This is a genomic window from Pseudoclavibacter sp. VKM Ac-2867 (assembly GCF_015351275.1).
In the GTDB taxonomy this organism is placed as follows: Bacteria; Actinomycetota; Actinomycetes; order Actinomycetales; family Microbacteriaceae; genus Pseudoclavibacter.
Genome location: NZ_JADKSL010000009.1, coordinates 1 through 22337 on the forward strand (window position 1 = coordinate 1; position 22337 = coordinate 22337).

Genomic DNA, 22337 nt, shown 5'->3' on the forward strand with positions numbered 1-22337 from the left:
GTGGATGCGCGGTCGGCGCGCATCCACCTCTTCTGTTCTGCAGGGAGAAGCTGGCTACTCGAGCGGCCCGCGTGCAGCGGCTGACGCGGCGAGCTGCGCGTAGATCGTGCTGAGCTCGGAGTCGTCAGCCTCGATGCCGAGGGGCACGATCGAGGTCTCCGTGAGCCCGGGGATGGGATCCGCCTCGAGGAACCACACGACGCCGGCCTCGTCGACGATGAAGTCGACCCGAGCGATATCGGAGAGACGGATCGTCGCGACCGCGTGCAGGGCCGCCTCGCTGACGCGCTCGGCCTCCTCGTCGGACAGCCTCGCCGGAGCGTAGTACGTCGTCTCACCGGCGTTGTAGCGGGCCTCGTAGTCGTAGACACCCTTGTTGGCCACGACTTCGACCGCGGGCAGGGCAAGCGGTTCGCCGTCGAGGTCGAGCACACCGACCATCACCTCGCGCCCCTCGATGCGCTTCTCGATGAGCACCGTGTCGTCGTAGGTGAACGCGGTGACGAGTGCCTGCGGGAACTCCTCGAACGTCGAGACCGATGTCACACCCTGCGCTGAACCGCCCTCGACGGGCTTCACGACAGCTGGCAGTTCGATGCCGCGCGCGATGAGGCGCATGACGGCCTCGGCGCCGAGTTCACGGAACGTGCTGTTCTCGAGCACGATCGAGGGCGGAGTCGACAGCCCTGCTCGCTTCGCGAGCGCCTTCGCGGTGGCCTTGTTCCACGCGAGCCGCGCGGACGTCGGTCGGGATCCCACGTACGGGATGCGCGCGGCGCGCAGCAGCGAGTACAGGGCGCCGTTCTCGCCGCTGGAGCCGTGCAACAGGGGCCAGACGACGTCTGGCTTCGTCTCTTCGAGGAAGCTGAGCAGGGACGCGTCTGGTTCGCGGATGGTGACGTTTGCGCCCGCTCGGGTGAGCGCATCCGCGACCCGCCTGCCAGATCGCAGCGACACGTCTCGCTCATGCGAGATGCCACCGGAGAGGATGACGACGTGCAGGCCCTCGATGCTCAATGGGGTTCCCTTCGTAGGAGAGTCAGGTGCCGCGGTCAGGAGATGTTGGGCGGCGGCATGTTGACGCGGTCCGCGTCGGGTCCGCGCCGCGTCGACGTTCCGAACGTCTCGACGAGGTCGAGTTCGCCGTTGATGACGTTCGCGAGACGCCGCACGCCGAGCTTGATGCGCTCGGGGGTCGGGTAGCAGAACGAGAGGCGCATCTCGTGGCGCCCGCGGCCGTCGGCGAAGAACGCGGTTCCTGGCGTGTAGGCGACGAGTTCCTTCACGGCGCGGGGCAGCATCTGCTTCGAGTCGAGCTGCTCGGTGAGGCGCACCCACACGAAGAAGCCACCGTCTGGCTTCGTCCAGCTGAGCTGTGGGAGGTGCTCCCGCAGGGCCTGGTCCATGGCGTCGCGACGCTCCCGGTACACGTCTCGGTAGCCCTCGATCTGCTGTTGCCAGTCGCTCTGACGCAGGTACTCGGTGACAACCCACTGGTTGAACGTCGACGGGGAGAGGATGGACGCCTCGACGGCGAGGATCAGCTTCTCGCGGATGGCGTGCGGTGCGAGCGCCCATCCGACTCTGAGGCCCGGGGAGAGGATCTTCGAGAACGACCCGAGGTACACGACGTTCTCTGCATCCATCGAACGCAGCGCGGGCAGGCCGGGCTTGTCGAAGTAGAGGAGCCCGTAGGGGTTGTCCTCGAGGATCAGGATGTGCTCGCGCTTGCAGATCTCCAGCACGCGGATGCGCCGCTCGAGGCTCATCGTGACGCCAGCCGGGTTGTTGTAGTTCGCGACGGTGTACAGGAACTTGATCGTCCGGCCTTCGGCGCGAAGACGCGCGATGGTCTCCTCGAGCGCTTCGGGGATGAGCCCGTTGTCGTCGATCGTGACGTGGGCCACATCCGCCTGGTACGACTTGAACGTGCCGAGCGCACCCACGTAGCTGGGCGCCTCCGCGAGGACGACATCTCCCGGGTTCAGGAAGAGCTTCGACACGAGGTCGAGGGCATGCTGCGAGCCGGTCGTCGTGACGACGTCGTCCGCTGACGCGTCGTTGATGCCTTCGAGGCTCATGACCTGCAGGATCTGCTCGCGCACCTCGGGGATGCCCTGGCCGCCCCCGTACTGCAGCGCTTCGGAGCCGTGCTCCCGCATCATCGTGGAGAAGGCGGAGTGGATGAGCTCTTCCGGAAGAGCCTGCACAAACGGCATCCCGCCGGCGAGCGACACGACCTCGGGGCGAGAGGCGACGGCGAAGAGGGCTCGAACCTCGCTGGCGGCAAGACCGGCGGTGCGGTCGGCGTAGCTGGTGTACCACGGGTCAAGGTTTCGGCCTGTCTGCGGGCCGACGTCTCCTGGATGCGTCACGGGGTTCCTTCGCGAGAGTCGAAATCCCAGGATACGCCCGCGCCGAGCGTTGTCTCGCGAACCGCATGCAGGAAGTGGACTGATCGGCTCGTGTGCGTGAGCTGCAGGCGAAGTCCGAGCGCAGCTCACGCACACATCAGGAGACGGGCGCGGTGAAGGTGAAGACAGCCCTGTCCGAGGTGCACTGCAGCTCGTCGGGGGCCCGGGAGGTGTCGCTCGGCACCAGCGTCACCGCCCACTCACCGTCCACGAAATCGATGACCGCGAGCTCATTCGGGTACAGCTCCTCGAAGGCCTCAGCGTAGAGTGCCATGCGCGAGTCGCGAGTCGCCATCCGACACTGTTCGAGCGCTTGGCCTCGGGTCAGAACGTGATCGGAATCGTCGTCGGCCGCGGGCCAGTCGTCGTAGCCATTGCTCAGCGCGACCGTCTCGGATCCGCCGGTCGCGCAGTAGAGGTTCCACTCGGCTTCGCGATTGAGCTTCGGAAGCAGCGTGATGCGCCACTCGCCAGCCGCCGTCGTCGCAAGATAGTGGTCGGTTCCGAAGGTCTCTTCGTAGTTGGCCTGGAAGTCGGAACCTACTCCCGGGTGCCATGCGTCGAGGCACTGAGCCGCTGCGTCGGCCTCACTGAGCACTGGCTTCTGTGTCGGCTCAGGATCCGCGCTGGCCGAGACCGTCGTCGTCGTGCTGGCTTCGGCATCCGGAGAATCGGAAGCTGTCTCCGACGTGTTTGCACATCCGGTGAGGACGAGGAGGGAGGATGCCGCGATCACGGCGGGTCGGGTCAGGCGCATCGGTCCAGGCTAGCGTCACGAGTCCCAGAGCCTCAGAGCCTCAGAGCCCAGAGTCAGCGCTTCGAGATCGGCGCGCGATGGCCGTCGAGAACCTGCAGGAACGCCGCCGGCGCGACCTCGATGTCCAGGCCGCGGCGTCCGCCGGAGACGAAGACCGTCGGATACGCGAACGCAGACTCGTCGAGGTACGTCGGCAGGCGCATCCGCTGCCCGAACGGGCTGATGCCCCCTCGCACGTACCCGGTTCGCTTCTCTGCGAGTGCGGTGTCGGCGAGCGACGCGCGCTTGCAGCCAGCCGCCTGAGCGAGCCCGCGCAGGTCGAGCGACCCGCTGACGGGCACGACGGCGACAGCCAGCTGCTTCTCGTCGAGTTGCACGATCAGCGTCTTGAAGACACGGGCCTCGTCGATGCCGAGCTTCGCGGCCGCTTCAGCCCCGAACGCAGAGACGCCGGGGTCGTGCACGTAGCTGTGAACCACGTGCTCGACCCCGGCAGCGACGAGCGCCTTCGTTGCGGGCGTTATCGGCGCCCTCGCCATGTCTGCTTCCTTCGCCGGTCGGGTCTAGCCCAGGTAGTCGGCGAACTGCTTCTCGAGTGCCGCACGCGGGTAGGCGCCGACGACCTCCTTGACGACCTCGCCGTTCGAGAACAGCTTGAGGGCCGGGATGCTCGTGATGCGGAACTTCATGGCCAGGTCAGGCTCGTCATCGACGTTGACCTTGACGATGGAGAGGTTCTCGTGCGCTTCGCTCATCTGATCGAGCACCGGCGCGACCTGACGGCAAGGGCCGCACCAGGGCGCCCAGAAGTCGACGATGACGGGACCCGGGGCGTCTGCCACGATCTGGTCGAAGTTCGCCGTGGTGGCGACGATCGGTTCTGACATTGGTACCTCCGTGGGAGTTGTCGTGCTTCGTGGTGAATGGTGTTCGGGGCGGAGTGCCTGCTCGGATTGAGTCTGGCTGCACTCCGGCCGGTCAGACGATGACGGTTTCGCTCTCCGTCACCGCAGCGGCTGCCTGGTCTTCCGACTCCTGTGCGATCGGCTCGGGGAGAGCTGCCAGGAATGCTTCCGCATCGAGCGCCGCGACCGTGCCGGAGCCCGCAGCCGTGATGGCCTGACGATAGTGAGGGTCGATGACGTCGCCAGCGGCGAAGACGCCGGGGATGCTCGTGCGCGACGAGCGGCCATCCACCCAGATCGTGCCCTCCTCGGTGATGTCGAGGACATCCTTGAAGAGATCGATGCGGGGGTCGTTGCCGATGGCCACGAACACACCCGTCACGGGCAGCTCGGTGCGCTCGTCGGTCGCCGTGTTGAGGACGCTCGCCGACTCGACGCTCGCCTCACCGGCGATGTCCTCGATACGGGAGTTGAGCATCCACTCGATCTTCGGGTTCTGCTCTGCACGCTCGCGCATGATGACCGATGCGCGGAGGTTCTCGGAACGGTGGATGATCGTGACCTTGCTCGCGAAACGCGTCAGGAAGGTCGCCTCCTCCATCGCCGAGTCGCCGCCGCCGACAACCGCGATGTGCTGGTCCTTGAAGAACGCACCGTCGCAGGTCGCGCACCAGGAGACGCCGCGTCCCGAGAGACGACCTTCAGCGTCGAGGCCCAGCTTCCGGTAGGCGGAGCCAGTGGAGATGATGACCGTGCGCGCCTCGAAGTCGCCGCTGTACGACGTGGAGACCTTCTTGACGTCGCCGTCGAGGTCGACCGTCGTGACGTCGTCGTAGACGAGCTCAGCGCCGAAGCGCTCAGCCTGCGCCTGCATTCGCTCCATGAGGTCAGGTCCGAGGATGCCCTCGGGGAAGCCCGGGAAGTTCTCGACGTCGGTCGTGTTCATGAGCTCGCCGCCGACTTCGACGCTCGAGGTGATGACAACAGGCTTGAGGCCAGCACGGGCCGCGTAGATCGCAGCTGTGTAGCCGGCGGGGCCTGAACCGATGATGATGACGTTCCGCATGAGTCCTCCGCACTTCTCCGAGTCGCGGGAATCGCGGCTCGACATACAGGCAAACGCGTTGAGACTAGCGACTATTCCTTCGGACGAGGTGTTGAACCGCGCCCGTCGTCGTCATCGGCCTGGCTCCGGGCCTCACGGGCGAGACGCGCCTCTTCTTCACGGCGGGCGGCCAGCTCGATCACAGCTCGGCGCTCCTCCTCGCGACGCTCTCGGCGGGTGCGGGGCGGTTCCTGGCGGCCGACCTTCGGGATCTCGGTCGTCCGAGAGTGCATGGGCAGGATGATGCCGGCGGTCGAGAGGTCCTCCGTCGCGCCACCGAATGCCCAGGAGGCCGCGTTGACTCGCTCCTCGCGCTGTTCCTGCTCCTCAGCGTGCCGGCGTTCGTCCGCTGCGTCGGGCTCGATCTCCTCGGATGCGAGATTCCATGGCGTTGGTGCCGAGTCCTCCGCGCCAACGGTGACGGTCTCCGGGAACAGCGGAAGGTCATCCTCGTCGAGGCCCTTCTCGCCGGGGCGGGCTGGATTCGATGGCGGTCCGGGCTTGATGCCGAATCGAGCGAGGAGCGGGCCAGCGAAGCCCCGGAACTCGGGTGACTTGAGCAGCCAGAGCAGCGGGAAATAGAAGAGGGCCATGATGCCGGCGCCGATCGCGCACGAGACGAGTGCCTGGAAGATGCCGGAGCGGGGGAAGCCGTCCTCCTGGAACGTGCCGAGCAGCATCATGACGATCAGGGCCGGGATGGATGCAGCGATGGCCGCGATCGTGAAGCGCACGTAGGAGCGGGCGATGTTCGCGAAGTCGAGCTGGCCCATCCGCTTTCGCAGGATGAAGAGCAGGATCGCGAGCCGCAGGGTCGACATGATCGACTGCATGAGGGCGAGCCCCACGACGATGAGCTCCACCGGCCCGATCGCTGCGAGCGCCATGCCGAAGATGTGCAGTGGGACCGTGAACAGGAACACGAAGAACACCGTCTTGGTGTCCTCGAGCGCGTAGAACGCGCGCTGCACGAGGAACAGGCCGCTGAACGGGATGAGCCCGACCAGGAAGGCGACAAGTGTCAGTGCGATCGAGTTGATGCCGGTATCCGTCGATGCGAAGATCCGCGCGAACGGGACAGCGACGAGGGCGAGCCCGAACCCCGAGAAGACGAGGAACATGCCGATGAGGCGTGAGCCCTCGGAGAGGTCGCGGATGAAGTCCTTCGGCTTCCCGTCACTGATCGCCGCGCTCATGCGGGTGAAGAACGCCGTGGCGATGGAGACGGCGATGACGGCGTGCGGAAGCGCGAAGATGAGGAACGCGTTCTGCATGGCCGCGATGGACGCGGCCCGACCGAATGCGACGTTGGCGACGATCGTCTCGACGAGGCCGGCGAGCTGCATGACGAGGAGCATCCCGAGCGTCCAGCCCGCGAGGCGGCCCACCTGTCCCAGGCCGGTACCGCGGAACTGGAAATCCAGGCCGAAGCGCAGGCCGGCGCGACGCCAGAAGAACAGCAGGACGATCGTCTGCATCGCGACGCCGACCGTTGCCGTGCCTCCGAGGACCGCGATCATCGTCGGGTCCCAGTCCGAGATGATCCTGTCCTGGCCAGTCGGGTCGGCGCCGAACACGGTGCTGAACAGCAGCAGGCCTGCGATGCCGACAACGTTGTTGATGACGGGCGCCCACGCGAACGGTCCGAAGAGGCCGCGGGCGTTGAGGATCTCGCCGAGGACGGCGTACATGCCGTAGAAGAAGATCTGCGGCATGCACCAGTAGGCGAAGGCCACGAGGAGCCCCAGCTGTTCGGGGCTGAGGCTCGCGCCGTAGAGCGCACCGATGATGGGCGCCCCAACGGTCGCGAGGATCGTCAGGCCGCCAAGCAGCACCATGGCGAGGGTCACGAGCCTGTTGACGTAGAGCTGCCCGCCGTCCTCGTGTCTCGCCGCCTTGACAACCTGCGGCACGATGACGGCGTTGAGGAGACCGACCGAGATGATCGAGTAGATGTTGCTCGGCAGCTGGTTCGCCCCGGCGTACGCGTCAGCCGAGACGCCGATGACGCCGATCGTCTGAGCGATGACGATGGCCTTCACGAAGCCCAGCACGCGAGACACCATGGTGCCCGATGCCAGGAGCGCGCTCGCCCGCGCGATGCCCTGAGCCATGCCTACTCCTCGGTCTTCGCTGCGTCGGCGGTGTGCTTGCCGTCCGCGTCAGCTTCGGTGCTGTCCTCTTCCGAGGTCTGCGCGTCCGACGGCTCGGCTCCGGCTCCGGCCACTGCCGCGCGCCGGCGACGGATGGTGCGCACGAGACCCGCGACGAAGAGCACGGCCAGGCCGACGCTCGCGACGAGGATCGCGATGCTCTCCCACTCGGCGCGCACATCCAGGCGGATCTGCTTCGTCGAGGAGAGCTGCTCGCCCTCCGGAGTCATGACGTTCACGGTGACGTACGTCGTGCCGTTGGCGATCGCCTTGATGGGGATGCCGACACGCGACATCGAGTTCGGCTCGATCGTGAGGGCCACGGCGTCGCCGGTCTCGACTGCCCCCGTCGTCGGCCTCAACTCGACGAGCACGGTGACTTTGCGATTAGGAACTGCGTTGGACACGAAGAGTGGCAGCTCCGTGTCGCGGCCCACGATGAGCGCCTCGCTCGTGTCGCCGAGCTGCACGTACGACTCCGTGAGCGTGACGTAGTCCCGGAGTCCGCTGACGGCGGTCTGCGCCTCTGCCGGAACGGTCGCCCATCCGGTCGCGAGCGCACCGATGCCGGCGACTCTGACGGGGTCGCTGTAATCCAGCGGGTCGTCGAAGATCGTCGAGATGACCTGCGCGCGCTCGATGGTCTGCATGACGCTCGTCATCTGGTTGAACGAGGTCTCGCCGACACTGCCGTCGATGAGGGAGGCCTCTCGGCGCCCGGTGTCCGCATCGCTCGGGAACGTCAGCGGCGTCGATGACGCCCAGCTCAGCCCATCCACGAACTGGAGGGTCTGTGCGAGGCGGTCGCCGTCGAACTCGTCGCGAGTCACCGTGCCGACCAGCGTGCGCGGCTCGTAGGGAAGCTCGCGGGTCACGACGGCCAGCAGGGTCGCGATGCGGGTGGCCGCCTCGTTCCACTCCTCATCGGTGGTGGCGTGCACGGCGTCGTCGATCGCGTCGTCGAGGGTCTTCTCGGCGATCACCGCGCTCCACCCGGCGACCGTGGCCTGCGCGCTCTCCGTGAAGTCCGCATCCGTGCTGACCCCCGTGTTGGAGTCGTCCAGGATGAGCGACTCGCCGCCCCAGCCGCGGAACTTGTCGAGGTCCGTCGACTGGACGGTGCCCGCTTGAGGCCAGACGACGCCGCTCATCGTGTACGGGAAGCTGACGAGGCTCTCGGTCGTGGGGAGCGGCGGTGCGACGGGCTCAGGATCCTCCGTGGCGGTCGGCTCCGGAGTGTCGGCTGCGGTCGCCTCTGGAGACGCGGACGCTTCTGCACTGCCCTCCGTGTCGGTGCCAGTGGCCCCGTCCTCGGAAGGCGTGGTCACCCCCGTGTCTGCGCTCTCGGTGGGCGTGGGTGTGGGCGTCTGCGTTTCCGTGGGATCGGCGAAGTTCGCGGGATCGATGTCGAAGTCGAAGTTCGTGACCTCGAGCGGCTGCTGCGCCCCCCACTGCGACTGGAGTGTGAGGCTCGCGTCGGCGAAGGGAAGCTCGAACGTCTGGTTGTCGAGGGCCGTCAGCCGGTCCAGCCAGGTCAGCGCCGACTGCGGCGCTGCAGAGCCGAGCACGCGGATCGAAGCCAGGATGCGGGGGTCGATCGCGACGGTCGAGTTCGGGCTGGCCTCGACTGCGGCGAGGATCTCCTCGAGGCGCCCGCCCGGTGCCGTCTGCTCGGCAAGTCGCGCACTGCTGAGCAGTGGCTCATCGGCGTCGACGAACAGGCCGGAGGTGATGGGGACGACGGTCGAGACGAGCGTCGGCTCAGCCGCCGCGGCCCCATTGAGCACGATCGTGGAACGCGCCTGTGCGAGCTTCGCGTCACCACTCGTGAGCGTCGCAGCCATGGCACGAGGCCCGAAGTCGTCGGTGGCGGCGAAGGGCAGCCCCTCCGCGGAAACGGAGACGTTGAGCAGGTCCGTCTCTCCTGGCGGAACGCTCTCGGTTGCGAGGCTCGCGACGACATCGAGCCGGTCGACCGCGGACTCGCTGCTCGAGGAGCTCCACGCATCCAACGCGAACCTCGTGTCGATCGTCGACGAGCCGACCGCGAGCTCGAGCTGAGCGGGCGGGAGCTCGGCATCCGTCTTATTCACGACGACGAGCTCCACGACAAGCGGTCCGCCGGGCTGCACGAGACCGCCGTCGGCCGGCGCGGCGAAGATCGAGACCTGCCCGTCCGGTGCGTCGGCGATGGCCCGCGGCGCGGCCGTCGAAGAGCTGACCGCGGCCGGGCTCGTGTGGTTCGTGGGTGCACCTGACGCGCCACCGGTGACCCCGAGTGCCAGCACCGACGCCAGGAGCGTCGCAGGGACAACCCGGCGTGCGCAGGCACGCAGGAACCGTGGCACAGCGGCGCGCGGTGCGTGGTCCATGACCTCCATAGTAAGGACGGACGGCGAGGTGGCGAGCTGAACGCGCCCTCAGTGGCGAGCCGACCATCCGCCTCGCCTCGTAGAATGAGCGGATGCAAAACGTGCAGTCCGCCATGGAACGCCTTCGCGGACTCGCGACCGCGTCCCCCGTCGCCGAGCTCGCCTCCGCCTTCGAGGCCGCGGGCTTCGAGCTCGCCCTGGTCGGCGGCCCGGTTCGGGATGCCTTCCTCGGAAGGGACGTCACCGACCTCGACTTCACGACGAACGCTCGGCCGGATGAGATCCTCCGCATCGTCGCCCCGATCGCGGATGCGCACTGGGACATCGGTCGCGAGTTCGGCACGATCGGGGCCCGGTTCTCCGGTGAGACCGTCGAGATCACGACCTACCGGGCCGACAGCTACGACGGGACATCTCGAAAGCCCGTCGTGGCGTTCGGCGACAGCATCGACGGCGACCTGCATCGTCGCGACTTCACCGTCAACGCGCTAGCCCTTAAACTCCCCGCGCTCACGCTCGTCGACCCCTCCGACGGCACGAAAGACCTCATCGAGACGACCCTGCGCACGCCCATCGAGGCTGCAGTCTCGTTCGGCGACGACCCCCTGCGGATGCTGCGGGCGGTGCGGTTCACATCGCAGCTCGGCTTCCAGCTGGACCGCGACTCCTTCGACGCGATCGTCGAGCTGCGGCGGCGCATCCTCGACATCTCTGCGGAACGAGTGCGCGACGAGCTCGTGAAGCTGCTCAAGACGGACACACCTCGGCCGGGCCTCGAGCTGTTCGTCGAGACGGGGCTCGCCGAGCTCGTGCTGCCGGAGCTGCCCGCGCTGCAGCTCGAACGCGATGACGCGCACCGGCACAAGGACGTCTATGAGCACTCCATCACGGTGCTCGAGCAGGCCATCAGCCTCGAGCGCGAACGCAACCCCGGAGCGGACTCGGACCTCGTCCTGCGCCTCGCCGCGCTGCTGCACGACATCGGCAAGCCCAAGACGCGACGCTTCGGCGAGGGGCGGAAGGTCACCTTCTACAACCACGACGTCGTCGGCGCGAAGCTCGCACGCAAGCGCCTCACTGCGCTGCGGTTCGACAACGACACCATCAAGTCGGTGGCGCGCCTCGTCGAACTCCACATGCGGGTCTTCAACTACGAGGGCGCGGGCTGGACCGACTCGGCCGTGCGACGTTTCGCGCGAGACGCCGGACCAGAGCTGCAGCGGCTCCTCATCCTCATCCGCGCCGACATCACGACGCGCAACCAGCGGAAGTCCGACCGGCTCCTCTTCGCGATCGACGACCTCGAGCGGCGCATTCTGGAACTGCAGGAGAAAGAAGAGCTCGACTCCGTGCGTCCGAGCCTCGACGGGGAGCAGATCATGGCGATCCTCGAGATCGCCCCAGGACCGCTCGTCGGCAAGGCATACAAGCACCTGCTCGAGGTGCGCCTCGACGAGGGTCCGCTCGAGTACGACGATGCCAAGCAGCGACTGCTCGCCTGGTGGGAGCAAAATCGCCCGTAGCCGCACCAGGCCAGGCCGTAGTGGCATCAGGCCGGAGTCGCACCAGTGGGGTGCGTGATGGCTTTCGGTGACGCTGATGGATTTTTACCCATCATCACTCGTGAAAAGCCAGCACGCGCCGAGCAGAAACCCACCATCGGTCACCCAAACCCAGCACGAATCGTCCACAGGTGGGGCGATGCGGCAGGGAAGACGGCGGAAGGCGCGTTCGGTCTGCCGAGTCAACTCTTGCCCAGCCAGGTCAACTCTGCCCAGCCAGGTGAACTCCGGTCTGTCCAGGCAACGCAGAACGGCCCCCTCCGCAGAGGGGGCCGTTCGTGTCGATATGCCTGGAGCTACTCGGCGACCAGGTAGTCGGCGAGGCTGTAGCCCGAGCAGGAGACGTAGCTCGAGCTCGTCGCCTCTTCGACGACGTTGCCGTTGACGGTCAGCGTGCAGGTGAGCTGCGCGGTGTCCGAGTAGTCGCTCGTGGATGCGTACACCGAAGCGGACGAGCTGTCGTAGCCGTACTCAGCCTTGTACTTCATCGTGACCGACTCCGACCACGGCACAGCGCTCGCGAGAGCCTCCGTGTCGACCTGCTGGCGGTCGGCGCCCGTGAGGGCGTTGTCGTAGCTGTAGGTGATGTCGACCGGCGTGGTCGAGGTGCTCGTCACGGTGAGCTCGACATCGATCTCGCCCTCCGACGGGAAGCCGTTGTCGAGGGTCGAGTACTCGTCGTCGAGCTCCTGCTGGAAGTCATCCACAGAGCTGTCGACCGAGCCGGCAACCGCGGCGACGGTCGTGGCGGTCGTGATGAACGGTCCCACGATGAGGCCGAGGCCACCCAGCACGAGGCCGATGATCGCCATGAGCTTCTTCGCGTTGTAGCGCTTGACGACGAGGCCTGCGATGCCCAGGCCGATGCCGACGAGGGCGAACAGGATGCCGAAGTAGCCGAAGAACGGGATGAACGAGATCAGGAGGCTGATGGCACCGGCGATGAGCGCGATGAGTCCCAGCGTGTTCATGCCGCCCTTGCCCTGCGGGGCGTAGTTGCCGTACTGCTGCTGCTGGCCTCCGCCAGCACCACCGGCTGCTCCGTAGGCAGGAGCTGCTCCGTAGGCGCCGGGAGCTGCGTTCGGGTCCTGCGACGGGGCGCCGTAGGCGTTGCTCTGTCCGGAAGCGCCGTACGCGTCGGGCGCCGGAGCGGAGCCGTACGCGTTGTTCTGCGCGGATGCACCATACGCGTCGGGTGCTGGCGCAGAACCGTAGGACCCGGGTGCGCTGTCGTTGCCGTAGCCGTTCCCGGCCGAGTAGTCGGGAGTGCTGCCGTAGCTCGGAGCCGCGTAGTCGCTTCCCGATGCGGAGGGTGCCGTGTACGAGGTGTCACCCGTATACGAGCCGGCGCTCGGCGACGAGTAGGAGTTGTCGCTCGGAGCACCGTAGCTGGGGGTGTCGCTCGGAGCGCCGTAGCTGGGGGTCGAGTAGCCAGAGTTCGACGATGCGCTCGGCACGCTCGAACCGGTCGACCCTGAGTACGACGACTGACCGCCCTGGTAGCCGGAAGCTGCGCCCGGGGCCTCGTAGGAGCCGCCAGGTGCCGTGTAGTTGCCCGGGGCCTGGTAGTTGTCGCCGCTCGAGCCGTAGCTGCTGCCGACGCCGTAGCCATTGCTCGAGCCCTGCTCGGCTCCGCCGGGCTGGTCGCCGAACGACGCCTGAGGAGCCTGCGACGCCGCAGCGTCGCCCTCTTGCGGTGCTGAGTTCTTTGGCACGGGGGCGTTCGGGTCGCGTTCGCCCGCGCCGCCTGTTGGATCGCTCATGATTCCCCTAGGTAGTGGTGCGTTTCAGCGGACCACGGGGGCCGCCGGTTGTGCTGGAAAGAGCATATTCGTTCGCGCGTGGGGGAGTTCTTCCAATTGACTGGCATTTAGGAGCCGGAAGCGACTATGCTTGCCAGGTTGTCTGAGCGATCAACTGCCCAGGCACGCGCAATAACCCTCCTGCTGCAGATCGTCTGCAGCCGTTCTAGACCGAAGGAGGTGGGTTTATCGTGCATCAGTATGAGTTGATGGTGATCCTCGATCCAGAGATCGACGAGCGCACCGTAGCTCCGAGCCTCGATAAGTTCCTCAACGTCATTCGCAATGACGGTGGAACCATCGAGAAGACCGACATCTGGGGCCGTCGTCGCCTCGCCTACGAGATCAACAAGAAGAGCGAAGGCATCTACGCCGTCGTTGACTTCACGTCGACCTCGGCAACGGCGAACGAGCTCGACCGCCAGCTGAACCTGTCCGAAGCTGTCATGCGCACCAAGGTGCTCCGCGCAGAAGAGGCCATCGCTCGCGTCGCCTCCGAGGCGAAGCGCGACGAGGCTCGCAAGGCTGCCAAGGCCGCTGCTATCGCAGCGAAGCCCGCGGCGACCACCGAGGCCTAGTCATGGCTGGCGACACGATCATCACCGTGGTGGGCAACCTCACGGCTGACCCCGAGCTGCGGTACACGCAGAACGGGCTCGCAGTCGCGAACTTCACCATCGCATCCACCCCCCGCGTGTTCGACCGTCAGGCGAACGAGTGGAAGGACGGCGAGGCACTCTTCCTTCGGGCGAGCGTCTGGCGTGAGTTTGCGGAGCATGTCGCCTCGAGCCTCTCAAAGGGCTCGCGAGTCATCGCGCAGGGTCGCCTCAAGCAGCGCTCCTACGAGACGAAGGAAGGCGAAAAGCGCACTTCCATCGAGCTCGAGATCGAGGAGATCGGTCCTAGCCTCCGCTACGCCACTGCGCAGCTCACCCGCACGTCCTCCGGCGGCGCCGGCGGACAGCAGGGTGGCGGCCAGGGTGGCTTCGGCGGTGGCCAGCAGCGTTCCTTCGGTGGCAACGGCGGCGGCAACGGCAACGGCAACGCGTCAGGTGGACGTCAGTCCGCCCCGGCGGACGAGCCATGGGGCCAGCCTGCGGGCCAGCCCCGCGACAACGGCGCATCCGGCTGGGCGACGCCCGGCGCATCGAACGATTTTGACGAGCCCCCCTTCTAAAGGGCGCTCGCAAACACACTCAACGAAAGAAGATCCCAATGGCTGGAAAGTCAAGCGGCGACCGCCGCAAGGGTGTACGCGGGAAGGGCGGCAAGCCCGCTGCTCCCGCGAAGCAGATCCGGGTCGGAGTCATCGACTACAAGGATGTCAACACCCTCCGCAAGTTCATCTCGGAGCGCGGAAAGATTCGCGCTCGTCGCATCACCGGCGTCTCCGTCCAGGAGCAGCGCCTCATCGCACGTGCAGTCAAGAACGCACGTGAAATGGCGCTCCTGCCCTACGCCGGCTCTGGCCGCTAAGGAGTAGTCGACATGGCAAAGGTAATTCTTACGCACGAGGTCTCCGGCCTCGGTGCAGCCGGTGACGTCATCGAGGTCAAGAGCGGGTACGCCCGCAACTACCTCGTCCCCAAGGGCTACGCAGTCAGCTGGTCCCGTGGCAGCGAGAAGCAGGTTGAGCAGATTCGTTCCGCTCGTGCCGCACGCGAGCTCGCAACCCTCGAAGAGGCGAAGGCGCTCAAGGACAAGATCGAGTCCGCCCTCGTCAAGCTTCACGTGAAGTCGGGCGCCGAAGGCCGCCTCTTCGGTTCCGTTCGCGGTGCCGACGTCGCGACCGCAGTCGAGGAAGCTGGCCTCGGTCAGATCGACAAGCGCAAGGTCGAGTTCCCGAACCCGATCAAGTACACGGGCAACCACGAGGCGACTGTTCGCCTCCGTGACGACCTCGTTGCGACCGTCAAGCTCCAGGTCATCGCCCAGCGATAGCCAGAAGCTGCTTCGGTAGCTGATCGACAGAGCACGGCCCCGGACATCTCGATGTCCGGGGCCGTTCCTGTCTCGCGTCGGGGCCAAAGTCGCACCCCACGGCCTGCACGCACCAGTCTGAGGTGGATGCGCGACCGAACGCTATAAGGTCAGCGGAGTCCAGCATCCAGCTGGTTCCCTTTCCTGATTGACACACGAACATGTCGAACCACACGCACCGACCGGCAGCAGAGCACGAGCCGCGCCGGTTTCCGGTGACGGTGAGCCCGACGGTCCTCGGCTTCATCGGGTCGCTGTTCATCCTCATCGGATCGTTCGGCGCTGGCTGGATCGGCGATGGCCTCGGTATTCGCGAGTGGTTTCCCATCGCGTTCTTCCGCAGCTCACCAGACCTGACGCGTCTCTGCACGATGCTGCTCATCGTCGGCGGCTTCCTGCTCCTCATCGCCTGGATCCGCTTCAGGCCCAGCATTCGCGACGACGACGCCTCGCTGCGACGCGTGATCAGGACGGCCGTCATCTGGGCCCTGCCGCTGCTGATCTGCATCCCCGTTTTCAGTCGGGACATGTTCTCGTACGTCGCGGTCGGGCGCCTCATGGCAGCGGGGATCGACCCGTACCAGCACGGCGTCAACGAGATCGCCGGCTGGTACTCGCTCGGCGTCGACCCGTTCTGGTCCAGCACCGAGTCGCCTTATGGTCCGCTGTTCCTCGGCGTCGCGGCCGTCTTCTCCTGGCTCGGGGCTGAGATCCCCGAGTACGCCCTGTTCCTGAATCGCGTCGCCGCAACCGCGGGCGCTGTGCTCATGGTGGTGGCCTTCTTGAAGATCGCCGCACTTCGTGGACGCAACCGCGCGTTCGTCGCCTGGATGATCGCCGCGAACCCCCTCACGCTCCTCCTGTTCATCGCCTCAGGGCACAACGACGGCCTCATGCTCGCCGGCATGGGGTTCGGCCTCCTCGCGGCGCTCAAGGGGCATCGTGTCCTCGGAGTGGTCTGGATCGCGCTGGCCGTCGCGATCAAGCCGATCGCGCTCATCGCCCTGCCCATCGTGGCGCTCATCGGCAGGCCCAGCTCGCTCCCCGTGTGGGACAGGGTCAAGAGCTGGACCCTGCACGGTGCCATCGCGGTCGGACTGGTGGGTGCGATCGGCCTCGTGCTGGGCTTGGGGTTCGGTTGGGTGACGGCCCTCACCGTGCCGGGGGCGATCCAGCACTGGTACTCCCCGTTGACGCTCATGGTCGGCACCGTGCGCGGCCTGGCGGAGCTCGTGGCCCTGGACCCGTTCGTGTTCGAGGTCATCCTCAAGGTGATCGCCTTCTCGATCGCCGGTCTCGTCGCCGCGTGGGTTGTCCTCACGAAGCGGCCCATCGACCCCCTGCTGCGCCTGGTGCTGTGCACGGCGGTCATCGTCGCGGCCTCCACTGCCATCCACCCCTGGTACGTCATGTGGATCCTCCCGTTCGCGGCCGTCGCTGGTCCGTGGAGGAAGGGGCAGGAGCACCTCGCGATGCTGGTGAACATCTTCTTCACGACGGTGACGCTCGCTGAGCCGACCGACTCGTTCTTCGAGGGGCCATACACGCGCATCGCGGTGGCCAGCATCACGGTGCTGTTCGCCCTGTCCGTGCTCGTCTGGTGGTGGCGTTCGAGCAACGTCTCGGGTCGTGCGGTGGTCATCGCCGTTCCGTACGGACAGGTGCTCGTCGATCGGTGGAGCGCGAGACGGCAGCGGAAGCTGCGGCAGCGCGCCGACACGCAGCGCTGAGCTCACGCTCGCGAGGCTGTGGAAAACGCCCGGATATCCCCGGTTTGCGTGGGGAAGTGGGCGGATGTTATGCACAGTCCTGCTTGCAGGTTTCAACCTTCAATGGATGCTTCACACCTGTTGTGCACAGCAGAATTTCAAAGGAAAACACCAGGTGAGAAGGCATTTTTTGCCTACATCTCGCAGATTATCCCCGACGTTATCCACAGAGTTTCCACACATCGTCCGGCGCGTCTCCACAGTTACACACAGAGTTATCCACAGGCACGCCGGTGATGGTTCGCTCGGCTGGGGAGCTGGGGGCTACTGTGGTCAAATCTCTCACCGGCATTCGAGCGAAGTCAGGAGCATCCGTGTCGATCGCGCATCTCGGTTCCTCATCTCAGGGTGAGCGAGAGACGCACGACGGGGTCCGCACACCTCCCCACGACCTGCTCGCCGAACAGTCCGCCATCGGCGGCATGCTCCTTTCGAAGGACGCGGTCGCCGACGTCGTCGAGGCCGTGCGCGGCATCGATTTCTACGTGCCGAAGCACGAGATCATCTTCGACTCCATCCACGCGCTCTACGCCGCCGGTGAGCCCACGGATGTCATCACCGTCACCGACCACCTCACGAAGTCGGGTGAGCTCTCGCGTGCCGGCGGTGCCGAATACCTGCACACGCTGGCCGGCATCGTGCCGACAGCAGCGAACGCCGGCTACTACGCGGCGATCGTCTCGGAACGCGCCGTCTTGCGGCGCCTGGTCGAGGCCGGCACCCGCATCGTGCAGATGGGCTACCTCGCGGAAGGTGAGGTCGTCGACCTCGTCAACCAGGCCCAGGCAGAGATCTACGGCGTCACCGGGGCAGTCGAGAAGGAGGACTACGTCGTCCTCGCCGAGGCCATCCTCGAAGCACAGAACGACATCGACGCCGCGCAGAACAAATCCGGGGGCATGACCGGAGTGCCGACCGGGTTCAGCGACCTCGACCGCATCACGAACGGCTTCCACGGTGGCCAGCTCATCATCGTCGCGGCCCGCCCCGGTCTCGGAAAGTCGACGGTGGCGCTCGACTTCGCACGCTCCGCATCCATCACGCACGGCAAGGCCTCGATCTTCTTCAGTCTCGAAATGGGCAAGAGCGAGATCGCCATGCGCCTGATCTCGGCGGAGGCCAGCGTTCGGCTGCAGCACATGCGTGCCGGCGGCCTCACGCAGGAAGATCTGACGCAGATCGCCCGCACGCAGGGTGATATCTCCGACGCCCCGCTCTACATCGACGACAGCCCCAACATGACGCTCGTCGAGATCCGCGCGAAGTGCCGCAGGCTCAAGCAGAAGGTCGGGCTGTCGCTCGTCGTCATCGACTACCTGCAGCTCATGACAAGCGGCAAGCGCGTCGAGAGCCGCCAGCAGGAGGTGTCGGAGTTCTCGCGTGCGCTGAAGCTGCTCGCGAAGGAGCTCGACGTTCCCGTCATCGCGCTGTCGCAGCTGAACCGTGGTCCCGAGCAGCGTGCCGACAAGCGTCCGGCGGCGAGCGACCTCCGCGAGTCCGGATCGCTCGAGCAGGACGCCGACATGATCATCCTGCTCCACCGCGAAGGCGCTTACGACCGGGAGAGCCCGCGCGGCGGTGAGGCCGACTTCATCCTCGCCAAGCACCGCAACGGCCCGACCGACACGATCACGGTCACCTTCCAGGGGCACTTCTCTCGCTTCATGGACATGGCGCCCGGCTACGCGACGGGGCAGTAGGCGAATCCGGCCGCGCCTCCTCGACGACGTCGTCACCAACGCGCCGCCGGAGAATCGCGAGGCGGAGGCGACCAAGGAACGCGAGCGGCATGAGAAGCGGATGGAGCGCGAAGCTCGTATCTGCACCACGAGCTCGTCGGTCTCATCCCTCCGGCTATCGAGTTCAGCCCCGCGGCCGAAGCGCCGAGGCTCCTGTGCTTCGTACCTTGAATGCAGCACCCACTCGCGGTGACAAGGACAAGGGAGAGATCATGAACGCTGACGCGACGCAGCCGGCCAGCATGAAGCAGCGCCGATCGATACGCATCCTCACGATCGCGATGAGCGTTCTGCTGCTCGCAGTGCTCGTCATGCTGGTTGCCGGGGTCATGGCCAGCTCTGCGCCCATGATCATCGCCGGCAGCAGCGGATGCGCCGCGATTGCCACGGCCTGGACGACCGGCGTCCTCGCGATCCGCCAGCAGGCCAGCAAGTAGCCCGAACGCGATCGCCGAGGCGGCGAGGCATCTGCCAGACTGAGCGCACCGACCCCAACTGGAGGAACCCAATGGTGAGTTCTGAAGAGATCGTCCTGGGCGACCTGCCCGCAGGTATCGTCCGAGCCGACGAGGCCGTGGCCGGCCGTGTCTGGAATGTGCTCGGCCACACCTACATCACGAAGGCAGAGAGCTCCTCGACCTACTCATGGCTCTCGCTCGACCCGGCCGGAACCGGGGTGCCGCCGCACGTGCACCCCACCCAGGACGAGTTCATCTACGTGTTCGAAGGGGTCTACACCCTCTACCTCGACGGCCAGTGGACCACGGCCGGCCCTGGCGACCTCGTGCAGATGCCGAAGGGCATCCCGCACGCCTACTACAACAAGCAGGACGAGGCTGCGAAGTCGCTGTTCTGGGTGAGCCCAGGCGGAAGGCTGGCGAACCTCTTCAGCCTGCTGCACAACGTGACCGACCCGGCCGAAGTCGTGCGTCTCTCAGCCCTGAACGGCGTCGACTTCCTGCCAGAGGGTGCCGTGGAAGGCGCGTGAGGCGTCGCACGTGACGGATGCGAGCGTCCGGGGCGTGCCGGGCGACCCGGAGGCGAGGCGCGAGACATACGGGTCGGACGCAGATCAGCATCTGACGTTCTGGGCGGCTTCCGGGCCCGTGCGCGGGCTCGCCGTGCTCATCCACGGTGGATATTGGCGATCGCAGTTCACCGACGAGCTCATGCTGCCGCTGGTGCCAGAGTTCACCCGACGCGGCTGGGCCGTGGCGAATCTCGAGTATCGGCGGGGCGACGATGGATGGTCGGCGACGCGTGGGGACCTCTCGCGTGGCCTCTCGGCGGCGCGCAGCGAGGCGTCCCGGTTGACGGCGGATGCGCGGCTCGTGATCGTCGGGCACTCGGTTGGCGGTCAGCTCGCGCTCCTCGGCGGAGAACCAGGCGACGCGGTTGTGGCGCTCGCGCCCGTCACTGACCTCGCGCGCGGCTACGAAGAGGGCAACGGCGACGGAGCCGTCTCGGAGTTCTTCCGCGTGGCGCCCTCCCAAGCCCCGGAGGTCTACGCGTCGGCGTCACCGATCGAGCACTTGCCTCTGCAGGCACGGGCGCTGCTTGTGCACGGCGCCGATGACGAGCGTGTGCCGGTCGAGCACACCCGCGCCTACGTTGCCGCCGCCAGGCGGGCTGGCGCCGACGTCGAGCTCATCGAGCCCGCGAGCCTTGAGCATCGCGCCGCGATTGCGCCGGATGCGCCGCACTGGCCAGACGTGCATGCCTGGCTCGACGCATTCGCATTCGCTCATCACGCCTGAGGCAGTCGACCGTGACGCCAGGGAAGGACTGACAGGACCGCCTGACGACCCCGCGCGTCTCCGCTGCGACGTATGCTTCCATCCGGCGAGAAGTCTGAGCACAGACCCCGCCATCGTGGAGGGGAAGCCATTGGGCCAGCAGAAACAGGATTGGGTCCGTCTCGTCGCGGACCGTCTGCGCACCGAGTCGGGGAGCGCCCTCCTGCTCGTCGGCGTCGCGGTGTTCGCGTTGCTGTGGGCGAACTCGCCCTGGTCTGAGTCGTACGTGCAGCTGTGGGAGACCCACGCTGCCATCGGCATCGGCGACTTCCGCATCGACATGAGCCTCCACCACTGGGTGAACGACGGCTTCATGGTCATCTTCTTCTTCCTCATCGGGCTCGAGGTGCGACAAGAGCTCGCGGTCGGCTCGCTGCGTGACCGGCGCCAGGCTCTTGTGCCCATCGTCGCGGGCCTCGCCGGAGTCGCTCTCCCTGCGCTCATCTACCTCGCCATCGCCGGGCGCGACGCCCCGGAAGCGTGGGGAGCGGTCATCGGCACGGACACGGCGTTCCTCCTTGGTGCGCTTGCGTTGGTCGGTCCGAAGATGTCGAGCCAGCTGCGCGTCTTCCTGCTGACGCTCACCGTCGTCGACGACTTCCTCGCCGTCGCCATCATCGGCATCGTCTACACGGAGTCCGTGCAGTGGATGCCCCTCGGCATCGCCGTCGTCTGCCTCGTCCTCCTGTTCCTTCTGGCACGCGCGAACGAGTGGCGCAGCAGTCCGTACATCGTCGTGATCGTCGTGCTGTGGGCCGCGACGCTGCTCTCCGGTGTGCATCCGTCGCTCGCCGGAATGGCCGCTGGTCTGCTCATCCCCGCCTCGGATCCGGACCGGGAGGACGTGGTGCGAGCGAAGCGGCTCTTCCGCGACTTCTGGCAGTCACCCCGCGCCGACGCTGCCCGCAACGTGCGGCTCGGTCTCGCCAAGTCGATCTCCGTCAACGAACGGCTCCACGAGGTGCTGCTCAGCCCCGTCGCGCTCTTCATCGTGCCGGTCTTCGCGCTCGCGAACGCAGGGGTCGACCTGCGGGGCGGGATGCTCGGCGACGCGCTCACCTCGCCCGTCACGTGGGGTGTCGTCGCGGGTCTTGTCCTCGGCAAGTTCGGCGGCATCGCGCTCGGCAGCTGGATCGCTGTTCGTGCTGGCCTCGGCACCCTCCCGCAGGGCGTCGGCATGGGCAGCGTCTTCGGCGGCGCCGCGCTCAGCGGCATCGGCTTCACGATGTCGCTGCTCATCATCTCGCTGGCGCTCGAGGGCGAGGTCGCCGGGCAGGCCATCGTGGGCGTCTTCATCGCCATGGTGCTGTCCTGGGTGCTCGGCTGGCTCACCTTCACGTTCGCGCGCGTCAAGATGAACGAGACCACTGCCGATCTGCCGACGAAGCTGTCTCGGCCCGTCGATCCCGAGCGCGACCACCTCCTCGGCGACCCGGATGCGCAGGTCACGATCGTCGAGTACCTCGACTTCGAATGCCCCTTCTGCGCGCGAGCGACCGGCATGTGGCAGGACCTCGGCGAGTACTTCAGCGACGGCGGGGCACGCTACGTGGTGCGCCACCTGCCGCTGGAGGAGTACCACCCGCACGCCTTCCAGGCCGCGATCGCGGCCGAGGCCGCCGCGAACCAGGGGAAGTTCTGGGAGATGCATAATCTGCTCTTCGCCAACCAGGAGCGCCTCGACGTGCAGTTCCTGCGCGGCTACGCGGAGGAGATCGGGCTCGACCTCGACCGGTTCGACCTCGACATGCTCGACGACGAACTGCCCAGGCGCATCCGCGACGATATGCAGAGCGCCATCGACAGCGGGGCGCGCGGCACTCCGACGTTCTTCCTCGGCGAGACGCGCCACAGCGGTGCGCACGATGCACGCACGCTCATCGCGACGATCGAGGCGCAGCGCAAGGAGGCAGCCATCCGCCGTCGCTCGTAGCACCGCGCCCGAGGTGCTCGGCGCAACTGGGGCCTGCATTCCCGGCGCAC

Annotated in this window: 20 protein-coding genes; 11 read left to right on the forward strand and 9 right to left on the reverse strand. The window is 66.7% G+C overall.

Going from position 1 to position 22337, the window contains the following annotated elements; genetic code table 11:
- Positions 1-54: 54 nt before the first annotated feature.
- The 8 genes from ITJ67_RS10260 to ITJ67_RS10295 form a co-directional block, all read right to left on the reverse strand.
- The gene (locus ITJ67_RS10260) at positions 55-1017 is read right to left on the reverse strand and encodes a D-alanine--D-alanine ligase family protein (RefSeq protein ID WP_194677544.1); all 963 of its coding nucleotides are present in this window, start codon (positions 1015-1017) and stop codon (positions 55-57) included.
- A gap of 35 nt (positions 1018-1052) precedes the next feature.
- Positions 1053-2375, reverse strand: coding sequence for a PLP-dependent aminotransferase family protein (locus ITJ67_RS10265; protein ID WP_194677545.1), 1323 nt, complete (start codon positions 2373-2375; stop codon positions 1053-1055).
- Positions 2376-2511: 136 nt separating this feature from the next.
- Positions 2512-3171, reverse strand: a complete 660-nt coding sequence (locus tag ITJ67_RS10270) for a hypothetical protein (protein WP_194677546.1) — start codon at positions 3169-3171, stop codon at positions 2512-2514.
- Between the two features lie 53 nt (positions 3172-3224).
- Positions 3225-3710: a Cys-tRNA(Pro) deacylase gene (gene ybaK, locus ITJ67_RS10275; protein WP_194677547.1), complete on the reverse strand. Its 486-nt coding sequence runs from the start codon at positions 3708-3710 to the stop codon at positions 3225-3227.
- A 24-nt stretch (positions 3711-3734) separates the two neighbouring features.
- Complete coding sequence (gene trxA / locus ITJ67_RS10280; protein ID WP_104244011.1) at positions 3735-4058, reverse strand: thioredoxin; 324 nt, start codon at positions 4056-4058, stop codon at positions 3735-3737.
- A gap of 91 nt (positions 4059-4149) precedes the next feature.
- Positions 4150-5142 carry a thioredoxin-disulfide reductase gene (gene trxB, locus ITJ67_RS10285; RefSeq protein ID WP_160071202.1) on the reverse strand — a complete coding sequence of 331 codons (993 nt, stop codon included), beginning with the start codon at positions 5140-5142 and terminating at the stop codon, positions 4150-4152.
- 71 nt (positions 5143-5213) lie between these two features.
- Complete coding sequence (gene murJ / locus ITJ67_RS10290) at positions 5214-7295, reverse strand: murein biosynthesis integral membrane protein MurJ (RefSeq protein ID WP_160071203.1); 2082 nt, start codon at positions 7293-7295, stop codon at positions 5214-5216.
- 2 nt (positions 7296-7297) lie between these two features.
- Entirely contained in the window at positions 7298-9706 is a 2409-nt protein-coding gene (locus ITJ67_RS10295; RefSeq protein WP_194677548.1) for a DUF6049 family protein, read from the reverse strand.
- Positions 9707-9798: 92 nt separating this feature from the next.
- Here ITJ67_RS10295 and ITJ67_RS10300 point away from each other — a divergent pair, with 92 nt between their 5' ends.
- Positions 9799-11229 carry a CCA tRNA nucleotidyltransferase gene (locus tag ITJ67_RS10300; protein WP_194677549.1) on the forward strand — a complete coding sequence of 477 codons (1431 nt, stop codon included), beginning with the start codon at positions 9799-9801 and terminating at the stop codon, positions 11227-11229.
- Between the two features lie 335 nt (positions 11230-11564).
- On the opposite strand, the gene ITJ67_RS10305 is transcribed toward ITJ67_RS10300, so the two are convergent.
- On the reverse strand, positions 11565-13031 hold the full coding sequence (locus tag ITJ67_RS10305; protein ID WP_160071206.1) for a hypothetical protein: 1467 nt from the start codon (positions 13029-13031) through the stop codon (positions 11565-11567).
- Between the two features lie 227 nt (positions 13032-13258).
- Between ITJ67_RS10305 and rpsF the strand changes: the two genes are divergently transcribed.
- The 10 genes from rpsF to nhaA all read left to right on the forward strand — a co-directional run bounded on the left by rpsF (position 13259) and on the right by nhaA (position 22287).
- Positions 13259-13648, forward strand: a complete 390-nt coding sequence (rpsF, locus tag ITJ67_RS10310; RefSeq protein ID WP_104244003.1) for a 30S ribosomal protein S6 — start codon at positions 13259-13261, stop codon at positions 13646-13648.
- 2 nt (positions 13649-13650) lie between these two features.
- Positions 13651-14247, forward strand: coding sequence for a single-stranded DNA-binding protein (locus tag ITJ67_RS10315; RefSeq protein WP_160071207.1), 597 nt, complete (start codon positions 13651-13653; stop codon positions 14245-14247).
- Between the two features lie 38 nt (positions 14248-14285).
- The gene (gene rpsR / locus ITJ67_RS10320) at positions 14286-14546 is read left to right on the forward strand and encodes a 30S ribosomal protein S18 (RefSeq protein ID WP_068482210.1); all 261 of its coding nucleotides are present in this window, start codon (positions 14286-14288) and stop codon (positions 14544-14546) included.
- 12 nt (positions 14547-14558) lie between these two features.
- Positions 14559-15011: a 50S ribosomal protein L9 gene (rplI, locus tag ITJ67_RS10325; protein WP_104329922.1), complete on the forward strand. Its 453-nt coding sequence runs from the start codon at positions 14559-14561 to the stop codon at positions 15009-15011.
- Between the two features lie 200 nt (positions 15012-15211).
- A complete protein-coding gene (gene mptB, locus ITJ67_RS10330) occupies positions 15212-16780 on the forward strand; it encodes a polyprenol phosphomannose-dependent alpha 1,6 mannosyltransferase MptB (protein ID WP_194677550.1) in 1569 nt (522 codons plus the stop codon).
- A 353-nt stretch (positions 16781-17133) separates the two neighbouring features.
- Positions 17134-18519, forward strand: a complete 1386-nt coding sequence (gene dnaB / locus ITJ67_RS10335; protein WP_104243995.1) for a replicative DNA helicase — start codon at positions 17134-17136, stop codon at positions 18517-18519.
- A gap of 251 nt (positions 18520-18770) precedes the next feature.
- Positions 18771-18995: a hypothetical protein gene (locus ITJ67_RS10340; RefSeq protein WP_160071209.1), complete on the forward strand. Its 225-nt coding sequence runs from the start codon at positions 18771-18773 to the stop codon at positions 18993-18995.
- 71 nt (positions 18996-19066) lie between these two features.
- Positions 19067-19546 carry a cupin domain-containing protein gene (locus ITJ67_RS10345; RefSeq protein WP_160071210.1) on the forward strand — a complete coding sequence of 160 codons (480 nt, stop codon included), beginning with the start codon at positions 19067-19069 and terminating at the stop codon, positions 19544-19546.
- 10 nt (positions 19547-19556) lie between these two features.
- A complete protein-coding gene (locus tag ITJ67_RS10350; protein ID WP_160071211.1) occupies positions 19557-20315 on the forward strand; it encodes an alpha/beta hydrolase family protein in 759 nt (252 codons plus the stop codon).
- 130 nt (positions 20316-20445) lie between these two features.
- A complete protein-coding gene (nhaA, locus tag ITJ67_RS10355) occupies positions 20446-22287 on the forward strand; it encodes a Na+/H+ antiporter NhaA (RefSeq protein ID WP_228502612.1) in 1842 nt (613 codons plus the stop codon).
- The last annotated feature ends 50 nt before the right edge of the window (positions 22288-22337 follow it).